This is a genomic window from Klebsiella sp. X13, from assembly GCF_003323835.1.
In the GTDB taxonomy this organism is placed as follows: domain Bacteria; phylum Pseudomonadota; class Gammaproteobacteria; order Enterobacterales; family Enterobacteriaceae; genus Klebsiella; species Klebsiella ornithinolytica.
In genome coordinates this window covers 924,755-939,832 of record NZ_CP030874.1, presented here as the reverse complement: position 1 = coordinate 939,832, position 15,078 = coordinate 924,755, and the positions used below count along the sequence as shown (strand labels likewise).

17 protein-coding genes are annotated in these 15,078 nt (G+C 53.1%); 7 read left to right on the top strand and 10 right to left on the bottom strand.

Translation table 11 applies throughout. The annotated features are described in order from the left end of the window. The first annotated feature begins 116 nt into the window (after positions 1 to 116). The 3 genes from DSD31_RS04665 to mrkJ all read left to right on the top strand — a co-directional run bounded on the left by DSD31_RS04665 (position 117) and on the right by mrkJ (position 2,245). Positions 117 to 812 carry a flagellar brake protein gene (locus DSD31_RS04665; protein ID WP_004867206.1) on the top strand — a complete coding sequence of 232 codons (696 nt, stop codon included), beginning with the start codon at positions 117 to 119 and terminating at the stop codon, positions 810 to 812. A gap of 4 nt (positions 813 to 816) precedes the next feature. Then, complete coding sequence (locus tag DSD31_RS04660; RefSeq protein WP_004867209.1) at positions 817 to 1,392, top strand: response regulator transcription factor; 576 nt, start codon at positions 817 to 819, stop codon at positions 1,390 to 1,392. Between the two features lie 136 nt (positions 1,393 to 1,528). After that, positions 1,529 to 2,245 carry a cyclic-di-GMP phosphodiesterase MrkJ gene (gene mrkJ / locus DSD31_RS04655; protein WP_015585827.1) on the top strand — a complete coding sequence of 239 codons (717 nt, stop codon included), beginning with the start codon at positions 1,529 to 1,531 and terminating at the stop codon, positions 2,243 to 2,245. A gap of 46 nt (positions 2,246 to 2,291) precedes the next feature. Here mrkJ and DSD31_RS04650 read toward each other — a convergent pair whose 3' ends face one another. The 8 genes from DSD31_RS04650 to DSD31_RS04615 form a co-directional block, all read right to left on the bottom strand. Further along, positions 2,292 to 2,879: a fimbrial protein gene (locus DSD31_RS04650; protein ID WP_077266776.1), complete on the bottom strand. Its 588-nt coding sequence runs from the start codon at positions 2,877 to 2,879 to the stop codon at positions 2,292 to 2,294. Between the two features lie 77 nt (positions 2,880 to 2,956). Continuing rightward, positions 2,957 to 3,952: a fimbrial protein gene (locus DSD31_RS04645; RefSeq protein ID WP_113990856.1), complete on the bottom strand. Its 996-nt coding sequence runs from the start codon at positions 3,950 to 3,952 to the stop codon at positions 2,957 to 2,959. Then, positions 3,943 to 6,429, bottom strand: coding sequence for a fimbria/pilus outer membrane usher protein (locus tag DSD31_RS04640; RefSeq protein ID WP_113990855.1), 2,487 nt, complete (start codon positions 6,427 to 6,429; stop codon positions 3,943 to 3,945). The genes DSD31_RS04645 and DSD31_RS04640 overlap by 10 nt, the downstream gene beginning before the upstream one ends. 11 nt (positions 6,430 to 6,440) lie before the next feature. Then, a complete protein-coding gene (locus DSD31_RS04635; protein ID WP_004867227.1) occupies positions 6,441 to 7,142 on the bottom strand; it encodes a fimbrial biogenesis chaperone in 702 nt (233 codons plus the stop codon). A 95-nt stretch (positions 7,143 to 7,237) separates the two neighbouring features. Beyond that, positions 7,238 to 7,846, bottom strand: a complete 609-nt coding sequence (locus DSD31_RS04630; RefSeq protein WP_004867230.1) for a fimbrial protein — start codon at positions 7,844 to 7,846, stop codon at positions 7,238 to 7,240. Between the two features lie 487 nt (positions 7,847 to 8,333). Continuing rightward, positions 8,334 to 9,035: an ArsR/SmtB family transcription factor gene (locus DSD31_RS04625; RefSeq protein ID WP_004867232.1), complete on the bottom strand. Its 702-nt coding sequence runs from the start codon at positions 9,033 to 9,035 to the stop codon at positions 8,334 to 8,336. Between the two features lie 6 nt (positions 9,036 to 9,041). Next, positions 9,042 to 9,431, bottom strand: coding sequence for an amino acid-binding protein (locus DSD31_RS04620; protein ID WP_113990854.1), 390 nt, complete (start codon positions 9,429 to 9,431; stop codon positions 9,042 to 9,044). Continuing rightward, positions 9,424 to 9,750 (bottom strand): antibiotic biosynthesis monooxygenase family protein, encoded by a 327-nt coding sequence (locus tag DSD31_RS04615; protein ID WP_015585823.1) that lies wholly within the window; start codon positions 9,748 to 9,750, stop codon positions 9,424 to 9,426. Before DSD31_RS04615 ends, DSD31_RS04620 begins: the two co-directional genes overlap by 8 nt. A 384-nt stretch (positions 9,751 to 10,134) precedes the next feature. Here DSD31_RS04615 and DSD31_RS04610 point away from each other — a divergent pair, with 384 nt between their 5' ends. Further along, positions 10,135 to 10,347, top strand: a complete 213-nt coding sequence (locus DSD31_RS04610; protein WP_015585822.1) for a YdgH/BhsA/McbA-like domain containing protein — start codon at positions 10,135 to 10,137, stop codon at positions 10,345 to 10,347. A 95-nt stretch (positions 10,348 to 10,442) separates the two neighbouring features. On the opposite strand, the gene DSD31_RS04605 is transcribed toward DSD31_RS04610, so the two are convergent. Beyond that, positions 10,443 to 11,315, bottom strand: a complete 873-nt coding sequence (locus tag DSD31_RS04605; protein WP_032718199.1) for an EamA family transporter — start codon at positions 11,313 to 11,315, stop codon at positions 10,443 to 10,445. Between the two features lie 81 nt (positions 11,316 to 11,396). Between DSD31_RS04605 and DSD31_RS04600 the strand changes: the two genes are divergently transcribed. Beyond that, positions 11,397 to 11,903, top strand: coding sequence for a MarR family winged helix-turn-helix transcriptional regulator (locus DSD31_RS04600; RefSeq protein WP_004867242.1), 507 nt, complete (start codon positions 11,397 to 11,399; stop codon positions 11,901 to 11,903). Here the strand turns inward: DSD31_RS04600 and DSD31_RS04595 are convergent. Further along, complete coding sequence (locus DSD31_RS04595) at positions 11,900 to 12,853, bottom strand: nickel/cobalt transporter (protein ID WP_113991378.1); 954 nt, start codon at positions 12,851 to 12,853, stop codon at positions 11,900 to 11,902. The genes DSD31_RS04600 and DSD31_RS04595 overlap by 4 nt on opposite strands. A 154-nt stretch (positions 12,854 to 13,007) precedes the next feature. On the opposite strand from DSD31_RS04595, the gene DSD31_RS04590 reads away from it, so the two are divergent. After that, a complete protein-coding gene (locus tag DSD31_RS04590) occupies positions 13,008 to 13,478 on the top strand; it encodes a MarR family winged helix-turn-helix transcriptional regulator (protein WP_015585819.1) in 471 nt (156 codons plus the stop codon). Positions 13,479 to 13,838: 360 nt separating this feature from the next. Next, positions 13,839 to 15,011 carry an amidase gene (locus DSD31_RS04585; protein WP_113990853.1) on the top strand — a complete coding sequence of 391 codons (1,173 nt, stop codon included), beginning with the start codon at positions 13,839 to 13,841 and terminating at the stop codon, positions 15,009 to 15,011. The last annotated feature ends 67 nt before the right edge of the window (positions 15,012 to 15,078 follow it).

Sequence of the window (15,078 nt, the reverse complement as noted above, 5' to 3'; positions counted from 1 at the left end):
AAAGATAGCTAATAACATCAAACGCTCATAAAAACATCTGGTTAATGCAATCAGAATGTTGGCATTGCCATAAGAAAAATTTAACTAACACAATAAAAAATCAACAAGGACTTTACATGACAGAGGGAACAATAAAGACCAGCCGGTATGAAATCATTGCTATTTTCAGGGAGGAACTCAGGAAACACTCCGAGATAGAAGTTTTCTTTAATAACAAAAACATCATGACCCAACTTACCCGGGTAGACTTTGCTGAGTTCCATATCGTCACCCAGAGCAAAATCCCCCCAGGGCATAAATACAAATTCATTTTGCATAGTGATTCAGGAAAGATTGAGTTCTGTTCATCGTTAAAGAAAAGTTATAACAGCGATGCCGAACGCGGTAATAAAGTCTCATTTGCCTTACCCGAATGCATTCATGTGGTACAACGACGTCGCGACCCCCGCTTTCGTTTGCATCACCGGTATGACTTTTTTTGTCGCGGTCGACACAGAAATGGCGAAAACTATCTTTTCGATATTAAAGACATTTCAGATGGCGGCTGTGCGCTGATCGCGAAAAGTCCGAACCTGAAATTTCTCACGCATAGTTCAATCCTCAAGAATTCAGTTCTGTCGCTGGCTGAGTATGGTGAAATCACCATTGATTTAGCGATAAAAAATGTTGTTGAAGTGACACTTGATGAAGACAGTGAAAGCTATCACCAGGTTTCCTGTCAGTTTAAATTCCGCCACCGCGAAGATAAGACCAGAATAGAGAAAATGCTGCTCGATTTGATTCTGGAAGCTAAGCGAAAAAAGAGAGTCTGACCCCTTGGACAGGATATTTCTGTATACCGATGATAATTTAATCGGTCAATCAATTCATTGGTATATGGTTGATAACAATAAAAATGTCACCACCTTCCGTTATCAGGATATCACTCAGGGGGCAATCGCCCCCCTGTCTGGGATCGTTATTTTCAACGTTATTCATAAGGACTTTTCTGCTGCCGACACGATGTTATTGCTCAACGATATGCGCTGGTGTCTTCTGCACTGTACCCGGCTAATCCTGGTGGTCAGAAGCGATATTGCCAACCTGTTCAGGGAACTAATAAACATAGATAACACCATGATTCTTACAGAAAAAACACCATTGCATGATTTTTATCGCGCCGTCAGTACTCCCGCAGTCGGCAGCGAGTTTTCCGTACCGAAGAAGCTTTCTGCCAGAGAGCGCCAGGTGCTGGAGCTGACCATGACCTGCCACAACAACAAAAGAATTGCCACTCTGCTGAATATTGACCATAAAACCGTACACAGTCACAGGATTCATATCATGCAAAAACTTGGCATGCATAACTCGCGGGCGATGCACAATAAAATTGTCGACATGTATCAATGCTAGAAAAAAACCGTCTCCCCAATCAAAACCAGATAATTAATTGAAAAGTTACTTTTAATAAACATTCCAAACTGCAGAAAGGTCACTTATAATAATTTCACCCTGCAGCGATGTTTTGTAAAGTGCCTGACACGAGAAAATGAACGCTAACATATTTTCCGATTATAACTTATCCCGTGGCGATATCTCTGTTCGTTATGTTTTTCAAAAAATGTTCTCACCGCAGGACACTCTCGTGGCCGTGGAGTGTTTAAGCCGCTTCGATTCTATTCCTGTGGCCCCGGAATTTTTCTTTCGCCATGCTAATGCGGCACTCCGTGAAAGTATTTTCATGGAGCAACTGGCATTGATTGAAAAGCACCGGACATGGTTTATTGACAATGGTATTTCAGCCACAATCAATGTTGACGATCATATTCTCGGAATTTTGCGCCAGCCGCAAATCGAAACCTACATTAACCATCTGAAGTGTGTACATTTTGAGGTTACGGAAAATGCCAATAGCCTGCTGAATAATGCATTAGCCAGCTGGAAAAGTCCCCAGACGTCCACACTGTGGCTCGATGATTTTGGTTCTGGTTATGCCGGCATTAATGCTATTCGCGGATACCATTTTGATTATGTCAAAATTGACAAAGATTTTTTCTGGCATCTCATGCAGAAAGAGTCCGGGCGACCGCTGATGGATGCGCTGGTGACATTCCTGTCACGTAATAACCACAATGTCATTATTGAAGGTGTCGAGAGCGAAGCACATAAAAACTGGCTTAAGGGAATGGAGTGGTTTGCTATTCAGGGCCATTACTGGAAAGAAGTCAGTATTGAACAACTGGTTCAGGAAAGAGTTAGCGCATAAAAATACCGCATGATTGCGGTATTTTTATGCGCTAAATATCACACGCTTAATTATACACAAGTTCCCAGGTTGCCCAGCTGGTCAATGGACCGGTTGTCGCTTTTTCCGGGGACGGTGTGACATAGCCGATATAATAAGTAAATACACCGCCATTAACCGATTTTTCAACAATCGGCACCCGATTTTGCTGCGGGTCGGCGGGGACAATTTTATTACTCTTATCCAGCGTATTATTATCATTGGTGGACAGCGCCAGATAGATATTGCGCGCCCCATCCGCTAACGTGTTCGCCAGATAGCCCGCATTTTCATTCGCGACGGCATCGACCATAAATCCATCAATCCAGCGCACATTCACCGCACGAATCTCATTTTTATCCGCCGCGCCGCCATCATGGCGGAGCTGACAATTCGACAACTCAAGAGTGAAAGGCTGCGGCTTCATAAATGCGCCGGCCCCGCGGCCGTGGACTTCCGCCAGGCTCACCGGCGCCAGCCAGACATTGCCGCTGCCGGCATTATTCGCGCCGTTAAGCGCCACGCTACAGGAGATATCCGTCACCCGGCCGACAAAATCAACGCGTCCGTTATCGTAATTGGTCATAAAACCGTAGGCCGACGAGGCGGCAAGCATCGCGCCAGCGACGGCCAGCCTGATGCATTGTCGGCCATATGTGCCACATCCATATTGCTTCATGCCCGCCTCCTGAATTAATCGTACGTCAGGTTAAAGATCATGTGCGATTCCACCTCGCCGGTACTGGTTGTCGGCAGGTATTGGTAAAATCGCGCATGATAAGGTTGCGTAAAGTAACGCGTCTCCTGAGAACGCAACGTGCCTACGCTGTACTTCTTGTTAAATTCCAGCGGTACGCCATCCTTCAGTACCTGAATCCCGACCCCTTTGGCGGCGGAACTCCCGGTTTTTTCATTGAGCAACGCCCCTTGTTTGAGCGTGGTGCTGGTTGCCAGAGTTCCGGAAAAAGAGGTCTGGATATTGGCATATCCCGACTCGCTTAACCCGCCGCTGCACTGCAGCTCGATATTAAAATCCCGACCGCCCGCCGTTGTGCCGACCCCTTTCAGATCGCTACGCTTAATGGTGCCCACATCAACGTTCATATTCTTCCCGCTCAGGACCGTACAGGAAGGTGAGACAATGGTGATCGCATTGGCGCTCAGGTAGGTTTCCAGAATCGGGTTATTCCCCCTTTCCCAGTCATAGGAGGTATATTTCCCCGCCGCCAGCGTACCGCTGCCGGTCGACGACGACGTTTTAATAATCTCCAGCGTAAAGCGGGAACCTTCCAGCGAGTAGTTGGTGGTCCGGTTGATGGTGGAGGAGAAAACGTCGGGATAGATGATGTTCACCGTCGCGCCGCCGCGACTAAAGCGCATGCCGATACCGGGCACGTTGGTGGAGTAGATCTTATTCCCCAGATCGGTGGAGCCTGTAGAAACAATCTTCGCCGCAAAGCGGTTAGTACCGGCGGTACAGCTGTAGCTGGCCCCGCCCGGCGCATTCATCGTCCAGTCCCGGGAGACAATCACCGAGCCCACCGGCAGATCGGGGGGAACCACAACCCTGCCAACGACCATATCCAGGTTCACCGTAGGCTGCGAAAGGCGCGTACAGGCAGCCCAGGCGGAGGTGGTCCCCAGCGCCATTAAGCCAATAAAAAGCGTCAGTTGTTTACTCAGCGACATACCGTTTCCTTTAATTTTGCCTGGCCCAGATCCACCGTACATTGTCCGCTGCTCCACTTGACGATCGCCTGCTTAACCCCGGCGTCGCTGATAAACATCATGCTGCCCTGACCAACAACCCCAATATCCTTACCGGACGGATCCAGAATGGTGGCGGCAAACGGCAGCGGTTGGCCATTGGCCTGGCGCGCCTGAAGCGTGAGGGTATTCTGTACCGTGGTATCAAACGAGACTTTCACCACGCTGCCTTCCCACGGAACGACCTGAGCCACCGTACGCTCAAAGGCGATATCCTCCTGGCTGCCTTTCGGATCGATCTCGACGGCGTTGATCCGGTAAGGTCGCAGATAGGGCAGGATGGCATAGCCGTTACTGTCGACGCGCGTCCCAGGTGAACCCGGCAACATGGCGCCCGCCGCATCTTTGGCTTCAATCAGCGCCAGGGTATTGCCGCTCTCCGGTGAGAACACCACGCCATGACGATGGGCGATCAGCGTCCCGCTGGCACCCAGCCCGCTCTGCCGGTAACCTTCACCCTGGCTATAGCTGCCGTTAAGCGTGGTCCACGGCGTACGGTAGCTGCCGTTTAAGGCGACATCATGCTGACCACCGGTCGCTGCGGTCGTTGAAATGCCGTAGTTGAGGTTGTTCTCACTATCCAGCGAACCGTTAACCCCAATCTGCGAGCTGCCGAAATGCGAATTGTTGAAGGTGGTGTTCGACGTCAGGTTGGCGGTACGGTTCTCACCAAACCACAGCGGATAGCTGAAATTCAGCGAGATGCGATCGTCACGACGATGGCCGGAGTTATCCGGCGTATACACGCGCTGCGCGCTGGCTGACCATGAGAGACGGCCGAACATATTGTTGTAGCTAAGCTGGTATTGCTTCTCGGTACCCGAACGGTTCCAGTAATCTGAAATCTGGCCACTCAGATAAAAACCGCCCCAGCCGTCCGGCAGGTTCTGGTTAACGGTGAAGGTCATGCCGTTTTTCTGTCGCCACAGCGTATAGTTGTTATTGTGGTTCTTCTCCTGATCGACGGCGTACAGCGCATCGTTCAGGTTATAGTAGCCTTTCGTGGAGTAGCGATACGCCGCCAGCACGATGCTGGTCTGGGTATCGGTAAACATCCGGTTAAAGGTGGCGCGATAGCTCTGCCCTTTTTCATCCAGGGTATCGCTCTTCAGTCGCGACTGGGTAATGTCAAATGACAGCGCGCCAATACCGGTATTCATCCCGGCCCCCAGCAGAAACGCCTGATAATCATCAAAACCGGTCACGCCGGTATAGCCGGTAAACATGTTGCTCAGGCCACGCTGCCAGGTAGCCTGGTAGAGCATGGGCTTATTGCGCAGCGAATTATCATCGACTTTACCGGCCGACAGCGCATAGCGAGTCATACCCGGACGCAGCAGCTGTGCCACCGACGCATACGGCACGCTGAAGACCTGCACCGATCCATCGGCCTCTTTTACCGACACCTCAAGGTCGTTACCGTACCCGGACGGGTAAACATCCTGCAAAGTAAACGGCCCCGGCGGTACCGAGGTCTGATAGATAATATTGTTGCCCTGACGCACCGTCACCAGAGCATTGCTCTGCGCCACGCCGCGAATTTCCGGCGCGTAGGAGCGCATTCCGTCCGGGAACATATTGTCGTCGGTCGCCAGGTTGACCCCACGCAGACCGATGGTGTCGAAGAATTCGCCGTTGGTAAATATCTGCCCGCCGCTGACAATCGAGTTGATTTGCGGGATCGGCCGCTGAAGATAGGTCTGGTTACTGTTCCAGTGCGCCTTCCCCTGCTGCTGCTGCCAGTTCAGGTTACCGATGTGCTTGAGTAGCCAACCGTCCCAGGAGAAGCCGGCGTTAACGCCGAGATAGGCGCTGCTGTTGTCGGAGCCGTTGGCGGCAGAGGTATGGCTGGTCCAGGTGTTCGCCATCCAGCCAAGATTCAGCGCCGCAATGCCTTTATCCCAGAATTCCGGGCTGACAAAATTTTTCAGGCGCTGATCTTCGTAGATTTGCGGTACAGAAACTTCCAGCCGCAGCGAGGACTGTATCAGGTTATCTTTAACGTTTTCTTCGTTACGCCACTCCTTCAGCCGTCCACAGTAACCTGCCTGCTGACTCAGCTGAGGATTGAGTTTTTCTGCCGCAATCCCGTAGCGCTCAAGCATTTCACGGGTGTAGCAGATCCCCATGTTGCCGTCTTTATCGCGGGTGACGTTCAGTTCATAGCGCCCTTTCCACTCATTGTTGGTATACACATCGAGCGAATAGGTCCCTTCCGTGATAGCACTGGCGGAGAAGCGAGACAGATCGACCTTTTCCCGGCTGCCAACGATAAAACCATCATTAAACTGGTATACCGTTCCCGGGCTTTCCTGTCCGCTGGAAACTGGCGGAAAACAGAACAGCGCCATCGCGATCGCTGTACTTAATCTTCCCGGGCAGATAGACCTCTGCTTCATGATCGTGTCCCTTATTTAACGGCTACTTTCACTGCCACATCTGCGCCATAGTCATTGATATTATTAATCGTCAGGGTCTCGCCTCGGCTCACAGAAGAAGAGAGGGCCACGGTCTGACTGGACTGCGGAGCCAGCATCACCGTTTTGCTGTTCAGGGCTTTACCGCCATCGCGGGAAATACGGCTGACGGTGAGATAAAATGGCGTAGGGTTGCTGATAGACAGGCTGCTACCGCTGGCTGAAAGCGCTAATTTCTCCGGCGCCGCGTCGCGGTTACCCAGTCCGACAGGACGGTAAATAAACTTAAAGCGCGAACGGATCGCCAGCTGGAGGACGTTTTGCCCTTCATTTTTCTGGTTGGCCACCACCGGCGGGATTTCCAGAAGATTCAGCCACCACAGCGTCTCTTTATTTTGTGCCAGTCCGGCGGCGCTACCCAATTTAATACGTAAAGTCTGTCCGCTCTTTGCATCAACGCGCGAAATCGGGGGCGTAATAATAAACGGCGTGGTAATGGTATCCGGCGTAGCATCGGCATTGCCGTTATCCAGCCAGGCTTGCGCCAGCGCCGGACGGTCTGCGGTATTAGAAAGCTGTACCGTTATTTCTTTTTCATTTCCAGGATAAATAAAGCGGGTGCCGTTGACGATAATATTGTTGGCATTGGCCGCAACACTAAAAATGAAACAGAAAAAAAGGGCAATATGCTTCATGCTGACCTCAGAATAAAAAAATAAGCGGCAGCAACTGCCGCTTTATCATTGTTTTAAACCGCCTCGAGAAAGGCGGTTTTATTTTCTGGCGATAATTACTGGTAAGTAATTTCGTAGGTCGCGTAGCTGTTAACCACACCGGTGGTAACAGAAGCCGGGGTGTTGGTTGCATAACCAACGTAGTAAGTGAAGCGTGCGCCATCCTGAACGGCGGTTGCGTCGCCTTTCGCTTTCGGCTGAGTGCTCACGCCCGGGATGATTTTGTTGGTCAGCGCAGTCGCGCTATCGGTGGACAGAACCAGCTGAATATCTTTCGCGCCAGAGGCTTCGGTGTTTGCCAGGTAGCCCTGCTGCTCAGTCGTTGCGCCAGCCAGCAGGTTACCGCCGGTCCAGTTCACACCCAGTTTGCTCACGTCGTCTTGTTTGTCGCCGTTTGCAGCCTGGCAATCAGAGACGTCAATGGTGAAAGATTTAGGCTTCAGGTAGGTATTAGCCGCCGCTGCTTTAACTTCGGTCAGGGTAACCGGTGACAGGTAAACGTTAGCATCGCTGCCCTGGCCGTTAACGGAAACAGTACAGGAGACATCGGTAACTTTACCGAAGAAATTAACCTGGCCACCGCCAACATTCGTATCAGCTGCGTTCGCTGCAGTCATACCGAAAAATGCTGTTGCCATAGCTGCAGAGAGAAGAACCTTTTTCATTGCCATTTCCTTGTCAGAGTGAGTTTTATATCAATAAACCAACAGTAAACCTGCACAAAAGTCAGAAGCGTTATGCGATGCTCACTTGTGCAACTGTGAATAGAAACTTCGACTGACCGGAAGCCGCAATATTTAAGGCGTCAGGACGCGAACTCCGTTTAAAGAATTCGTTAATGCTGTCGGCGTCAAAGAATGCTATTTTTCGCCAACAAATATACATTTGCTTAAAACTTGTTACATCGGGTTAGAGATAGATTTCAGCTATTGATAATCGAAAAACAATAGACAAAAACAAATACAAAGTTATTTACATCAGAGGGAATAAGGCGCGGGTGATATATTTCGCAGAGGGATTATCATGGCAAATAATACGATCCCATGACTATAGCGAACATTCTGAATAATACTGAGAGGTGGCTTGCTGAAATAGCATAAAAACGGTTAAAAAAAAATATTCACCTCCTGCAACCTGGCGTTTAGCTGCCCGCTACAGCGGCAGATGGAAGTGCTGCCTCAGCGCGAGCCTGCCTGTCGGGGTGATACTCACTTCGCGAAATCCCGGCGTCAGGGTGAACCAGCCTTTTCGCTGACCATGCTGCAACAATGCAGCCCCGACGGCGCCACCGGGATGGAAACGCCGCTCGCTCCAGTCCAGACATGCGCAGCATACCCTGCGCCGGTTCCCGGCCGGCAAAGTGATGCCTGAACGGGCAAACTGCGCCTCGCCGACCGGCGTCAGCGCGCTCCCGTCCGGCACAATCCACGCCTCGCGCAAGAGAAAATCATAAATCGCCACCGCCACTTCACCAGCAAGATGATCGTAGCAGGTTCGCGCCGTACGCAGATTCACCGGGGTCCGGGTGGTCAGCACAATGGCACTTTTCCCGGCCATCGCCATCATATTCTCCAGCAGTCCGGCGACATCGGCACTCGCCAGCCGGTAATAGCGATGCCGTCCCTGCGCCAGACAAACCAGCAAATGGGTGCTGACCAGACGGCTGAGATGGGCGCTGGCGGTTGAGGCCGAGACTTCGGCCACCGTCGCCAGCTCCGTCGCGGTCCACGCGCGCCCATCCATTAATGCACAGAGCATTTTCACCCGTGAAGCATCGGCCATGGCGGACGCCAGCGCGGTGATGGCCACGGCCAACGACTCATCATCTTCAATAACATGGGCTGGTTTTAGCATAACGCCTCACAAGGTGGTGGCCCAGGAACGCGTGACTTCCTGTGCCAGTGGAAAGTTATCGGTCACCAGAATCAGGCGGTTCGCATGATCGCTGTACTGGGTCAGGATATTCACCCCGCGTTCGGCCAGCGCGTGAGCTATCGCGCCCAGCTCGCCGGGCTGTTCCTGTTTTAATCTGCGAATAAGCGGCAGGTAGACGCCCGCTACCGGGATCCCCGCCTGCTCCAGCACCGTTCTGGCCCGCTCCCCTTCCGCGACCAGAAAATGGGCGTGGCATTGATTGTCGACGGTGAAAAACCCGCCACCTTCAAGCCCCACGCCATGTTTCCCCAGCGCTTGGCCTAACAGCGCCAGCTGACCAGGACGATTTGGCAGAATGACATGAATATCATACATCGCCGCGCCCCTCCTGCATTTCTGAACCCCAGCCGCGAATGACCTGCACAATGCGAATCTGGTAAGAGGCAAAAATAGTCGCTTTGCCCTCCTCCTGGGCCGCCTGATGGCAGAGATTGTTTTTCCAGGCCCGCACCGCCTCTTCATCGCGCCACCAGGACAGAGACAGGATCTTGCCCGGCGTAGTCAGACTTTGAAAACGTTCAATGCTAATAAAGCCGTCAAGCGTATCAAGCAACGGCCTGAGCTCCGCCGCCAGCGCCAGGTAACGGGCCTGTTTTGCCGGGGTGACATCGGCTTCAAAGAGTACCGCAATCATCGTGTCGTCCTTCCTCAATCAACAGTGACGCCACTTTATCGTATCCATAAAGCCCGATACTTCGCCGCCAGACGAAGTATGACCTGCCCAAAAACACGGGAAAATCCCGCCCGCGCATCCACTCAGGCCATCCATGGCGGCGGTTTTCAAAAAAACACATGGTGATAGCAATATTTTTTTAATGCATAAGGGTAGCGGGAGTCGCGTTCAATGCATTGTTTTTTAATTAAAAAATAAAAATACCTTCAAATTCCCGTCATCTTACCAACATGAAAGTGTGATCTAAATCGCACTTTTTGCAACGCTGGTTATAGTTAGCAGGCTTATTATAAACCCATCGAAAGCACAACGCTTTCCACCTGAAAAGTTAAAAGGAAAAACACCATGAAAAACGTAAAATTACTTGCCGCTGCCGGTATGCTCTCTCTGGTTTCTTTCGCCAGCTTCGCTCAGCACCCGGTCAGCGTAACGGCTGATACCCTGGATAGCGCAGAAGCTAAAATTGCGACCATCGCTAAAGATCAAGGCGCGTCTTACCACATTACCGAAGCCTATACCGGTAACCAGGTTCATATGACCGCTGAGCTGTCCAAATAAGAGAATGGTTGCAGAGGGAGCTGCCGGACAGGCCGCCTTACGGCGGCTCGTTTCGCTCCCGCTTCACGATAACCACGCAGCAATGTCGGGCCCCTTTATGGGGCTTTTTTTGTTAATGCGCGCTGTATCGACAGCACGCTCAGCAACACCACGATTAGCCCCACCAGCGCCACCCCTTCAATCTTCTGTCCAAGACAGATCCAGCCCAGAAGCACTGCCGTCACCGGACTCAGCAGACTGAGTGCTGAGACAGCGACCGATGGGAGACGGCTAATCCCGCGGAACCACAGCCCATAGGCCAGCATCGCGCCGGCCACGCAGAGCCACAGATAGCCGGCCGCCTGGGTCCACGTCACCCCCTGCAGCGGCGGATCCACCAGCCATGCAACGGGAGCCAGTACCACGCCGCCAATCAACAATTGCCAGCCGGTCAGCGCCACCACCGGTAGCGAAATCGCCCAGCGGCGAGACAGCCAGGTCCCCAGCGCCATGCTGACCGCACCTGAAAATGCCGCCATGATCCCCAGCGGATCCAGCACCGTATGCGGCGACAGCAGCAGCAGCGCCATGCCGATAATGCCAGTCACTGCCGAGAGCACCGCCACCCACGGCGAGCGCTGCCTGTCGACACCCCACGCCAGCATCATGACCAGCAGCGGCTGAATTGCCCCAATCACTGCAGCCAGCCCGCCGGGTAACCGGTAAGCGGCAATAAACAGCAGCGCCTGAAAAGCGCCGATATTGAGGATCCCGGTAACAATAAGCTTCCACCACTCATTGCGCAGAGGAAAACGGCGGCACCAGATAAGCAGCGCAATCCCTGCGGGCAGCACCCGTAGCAGCGCCGCAATAAAAGGTCTGTCCGGGGGTAAAAACTGGGAGGTGACAATGTAGGTCGTCCCCCAGATGGCCGGAGCCAGGGCGGTCAACAGCAAATCAATAACGGGAGAGCGTGAGAAAAAGGTCATGATTTTATCTTCACATCAAGGTAAATTAGTCGTTAAAGTATGTATCGACAGATATCTTGATATCAAGATAAGTAGGCACAATTGGACAAATCATCTCAGGCTGACGCCGTAGATCGCATTCTTGAACAGTGGAAACGGGAGCGCCCGGATCTGGATTGCAGCCCGATGGGCCCCATCGGGCGCCTGAAGCGCTGCGCTCTGCTGCTGGAGCCGCGCGTAGAGTCCGCCTTTATCCGCCACGATCTGGTGCGCTGGGAGTTTGACATGCTGGCCACCCTTCGTCGGGCAGGCTCGCCGTTTATCCTCTCCCCGACTCAGCTTTTCTCTACGCTGATGATCACCTCTGGCACCATGACGCATCGGCTTAAGGCGCTGGAAAAAAGGGGTTTTATTACCCGTTTGCCGGATCCTGACGATGCGCGGAGTCTGCTGGTCGCCCTGACCGAGGCGGGGCGCGAGCGGATCGATGAGGCTGTGGAAAGCCACGTGGAAAACGAACGCCAGCTGCTGGCCGGACTCTCCACGGAGCAGCGCCAGCAGCTGGATCGGGCGCTGAAGGTCTTTATGCGCCTGCTGGAAGAGCCCTAGCAACCGGCAGCAATATAATCGCCGTTGGCGCTCATCGGGATCACGGTCAGAAACAGCACGCAGGCAAAGAGAATCAGAAGGACGCCGCCGGCAATTTTTACCGCCGGCAGCAGCCATTTCAGGCGACCGTCATCCCAGGCAAACAGGCCGATCGCCCGTTCACGCGCGTAGCGTACCGCCAGCGAGAGGCCGAGAATTGATATTGCCGTCCCCAGTGACATCGTCATGACCGCGGCAATTCCCCAGCTGATGATCCCCAGCGCATTGGAAAACAGCAGGATCATTATCGCCCCGCTGCAGGGCCTGGCGCCGATAGCCAGGACCACGCCAAGCCGGGTTTGCCAGTCAGCTCCCAGCTCGCGGCCAACGCCGTGAGCTCCGCAGCCGCACGTTTCGCTATGTTCATGCAGCGGAGTCAAGGTCGCGATCGTCATTTTTCGCGGCCGCAGGCTTTTGAGCGCTTGATATATCACATATGCGCCAAACGCCCCCACCATCAGGGCGCTGATTTTCTCTACGTACCAGCGGCTGGTACTGAGATCGCCGGACGCAAGGTTCAGCCCTACGGCCAGAATAAATACAAACAGGATAGCGCTCACCCCCTGCATCAGGCTGCCAAGAAACGGCACTACCCGCGCCGCCAGCAGGCTCTCTTTGTTGGTGCTGAGATAGGTGGTGACGATAAATTTACCGTGTCCGGGGCCAACGGCATGCAGCACACCGTAAAGGAATGCGCCGCCCAGCAGCCACATCCCGCCGCTATACTGATGGTTATTGAGCTGCAAAAGATACATCACCAGGTAGCGATGGAGCATAATTTGCGTTGCCAGACACCACTGTAAAAAAGCCCCCCAGTGCGCATACAGCGTCAGCCCGGCCCACAGCAGCGCCAGGAGTGGTAACCCCAGCGACAGCAGACGCCAGTCACGGGTTAGCATGCGAGTTGTCATCATTTTTACCATTACGTGAATCTGAATATCCGCCCGGCGGTAGCGGTGAGCGTCGCCGCCAGCCCGCGATATTGCCTGTAGATTGCATTTTGCAATGCCCGTCAAATACGCATACCATCTGCCCATTCTACCGTCGTCGGGCAAGGAGAGGCTTGTGGAACATAATAACGCATCAGCGCAACCAGACAGCCACGAGAGCCGCTTTCATAAAGAAGAGTTTCCCTTCTTCTGGGTGGTCAACGTTTATGCAAAGTATACGCAGCTGATGGAAATCGAATTAAAAAAAATCGACATCGACCTTTCCCGATTCCGGGTATTGATGCTGGTCCATCAGTACCACAGAGCCAGTATCTCCCGCATCACCGAATACGCCGTCAGTAAAATGCCCACCGTCACCAAAATCGTAGGGCGCCTGCGTGACGACGGGCTGCTGACTACCCACGTCAGCGCCAGCGATGGTCGGGTCACCGAAGCGGAACTCACCCCCGCAGGCCAGGCAAAGGTCGCCGAGGCCAAAGTACTGAGTCAAAAAGTGTTCGCCCGGGCATTTAAGGGCATTACCCCTGCCCAAGAGAAGAAAATGAACCACGTGCTGTCCCTGCTGCTGCACAACCTCAATGACTGATCTCCCTCTTCCACAGTCGCGACAATAACCTTTGTAAAGAAAAGGCTATTGTCGTTTTCTCGCCCTACCCTTCGTTTTTCGCACGCTTTTTTATCATTTTTTTAACTTATATTTTGCGGTTTATTTTGTGAGCTCCCTCAAGAGATTAAAATATAACTATCAAAAAATAAACATATAAATCAATTAATTAAAAATTTTTATTTGTTTATAAAATGTTCTTATAGCCCAGGATGATGTGAAAAATACGTTACAAATTACTTGAAGTTTCAAGTTTTAATGACAAGATTATCTCAGATTCAATTCAGTCTGTTTTTTATACATTCGTCCTTCACTCGTTATCGTTAAACGGAAAAGTGAACCATGGCTAATGAACATCGTACAGGCATGACATCCGCCCATTCCGGGTTTATCTCGCGCTTTACGCTGGGTACCGGCGCGCTGACGTTTGCCGCCAAAGATACTCTCGATATCGCCGGTTATCCCACTCGTGCCGGCAGCCCGGTGTTACAAAATGCCCCGGAGGCGACAGCGCATGCGACGGTGATTCAACAGCTGCTCGATAGCGGTGGTTGTCAGCTGCAGGGGAAAACGACGCTTCATGAGCTGGCCTTTGGCGTGACCGGGATCAATGCCTGGAGCGGAACGCCGCTCAACCCGCGCTACCCGGCGCTGATTCCCGGCGGTTCGTCGAGCGGTTCGGCAACCGTGGTGGCCGCCGGAGAGGTCGATTTTGCGATTGGCACCGATACCGGGGGTTCCGTGCGGATGCCTGCCGCCTGCTGTGGCATCGTCGGCCTGAAGCCGACCTGGGGGCGGGTGAGCCGTCAAGGGGTGATGCCGGCCGACAGTTCGCTGGACTGCGTGGGATTTTTCAGTCGCGATGTCGCCACGTTACGTCAGGTGTTGGCGCGAATCCCAGGCGAAATCGCCCCAGCCGTCAGCGCCCACCAGGCGGCCACGGCCTTTCTCTTCGGCCATGCCACGACGGACATTGAACAGCTGATTCGCGCCCGTCTGACGCAGGCGGGAATGTTTCCCGCAGACGCGACGCTGCCGGCATTTGCCGAGGCGCATCAGGCAGGGCTGACGGTCATCTCCCAGGAGAACTGGCAGGCGTTTCAATCTCTCGCGGAGGAGCCTGAACTGGCCGAGGATGTCGCCGTGCGCCTGCGCGCCGGCGCGGAAATCAGCCCGCACCAGCGCCAGGCGGCAGAGCGCATTCGCCAGACCTTTACCGAAGCTGTCGATGCGCAACTCGCCCGCACGCCGTTTATTTTACTGCCGACGCTGCCGGCCTGCCCGCCGACGCTGGAAGAGGCGGCGAATCCACTCAATGTGGTGAACCTGACCCGGCTGGTGCGCCCGTTCAATTTAAGCGGTCATCCGGCGCTGACGCTTCCCGTTGGCGAGATAAACCAGCGGCCGGTCGCCCTGCAAATTGTTGCGGGGAAAAATAAAGACTATGAATTACTCTGTTTTGCTGAATCGCTAATGGCAAAACTGCAATACCCGTCAGACTCGCAGAGCAAATAAAATAATACATCCTGAATAATCTGCTTTATCGTGCCGCGGCCACTCAGTGGCTAAGCGAAATAAATAT

Excerpts from the sequence above, each read along its gene's own strand:
- DSD31_RS04665 (WP_004867206.1), top strand. The coding sequence starts at position 117 with ATGACAGAGGGAACAATAAAGACCAGCCGGTATGAAATCATTGCTATT.
- mrkJ (WP_015585827.1), top strand. The coding sequence starts at position 1,529 with ATGAACGCTAACATATTTTCCGATTATAACTTATCCCGTGGCGATATC.
- DSD31_RS04650 (WP_077266776.1), bottom strand. The coding sequence starts at position 2,879 with ATGCTTGCCGCCTCGTCGGCCTACGGTTTTATGACCAATTACGATAAC.
- DSD31_RS04645 (WP_113990856.1), bottom strand. The coding sequence starts at position 3,952 with ATGTCGCTGAGTAAACAACTGACGCTTTTTATTGGCTTAATGGCGCTG.
- DSD31_RS04640 (WP_113990855.1), bottom strand. The coding sequence starts at position 6,429 with ATGAAGCAGAGGTCTATCTGCCCGGGAAGATTAAGTACAGCGATCGCG.
- DSD31_RS04635 (WP_004867227.1), bottom strand. The coding sequence starts at position 7,142 with ATGAAGCATATTGCCCTTTTTTTCTGTTTCATTTTTAGTGTTGCGGCC.
- DSD31_RS04630 (WP_004867230.1), bottom strand. The coding sequence starts at position 7,846 with ATGAAAAAGGTTCTTCTCTCTGCAGCTATGGCAACAGCATTTTTCGGT.
- DSD31_RS04625 (WP_004867232.1), bottom strand. The coding sequence starts at position 9,035 with ATGCTAAAACCAGCCCATGTTATTGAAGATGATGAGTCGTTGGCCGTG.
- DSD31_RS04620 (WP_113990854.1), bottom strand. The coding sequence starts at position 9,431 with ATGTATGATATTCATGTCATTCTGCCAAATCGTCCTGGTCAGCTGGCG.
- DSD31_RS04615 (WP_015585823.1), bottom strand. The coding sequence starts at position 9,750 with ATGATTGCGGTACTCTTTGAAGCCGATGTCACCCCGGCAAAACAGGCC.
- DSD31_RS04610 (WP_015585822.1), top strand. The coding sequence starts at position 10,135 with ATGAAAAACGTAAAATTACTTGCCGCTGCCGGTATGCTCTCTCTGGTT.
- DSD31_RS04605 (WP_032718199.1), bottom strand. The coding sequence starts at position 11,315 with ATGACCTTTTTCTCACGCTCTCCCGTTATTGATTTGCTGTTGACCGCC.
- DSD31_RS04595 (WP_113991378.1), bottom strand. The coding sequence starts at position 12,853 with ATGACAACTCGCATGCTAACCCGTGACTGGCGTCTGCTGTCGCTGGGG.
- DSD31_RS04585 (WP_113990853.1), top strand. The coding sequence starts at position 13,839 with ATGGCTAATGAACATCGTACAGGCATGACATCCGCCCATTCCGGGTTT.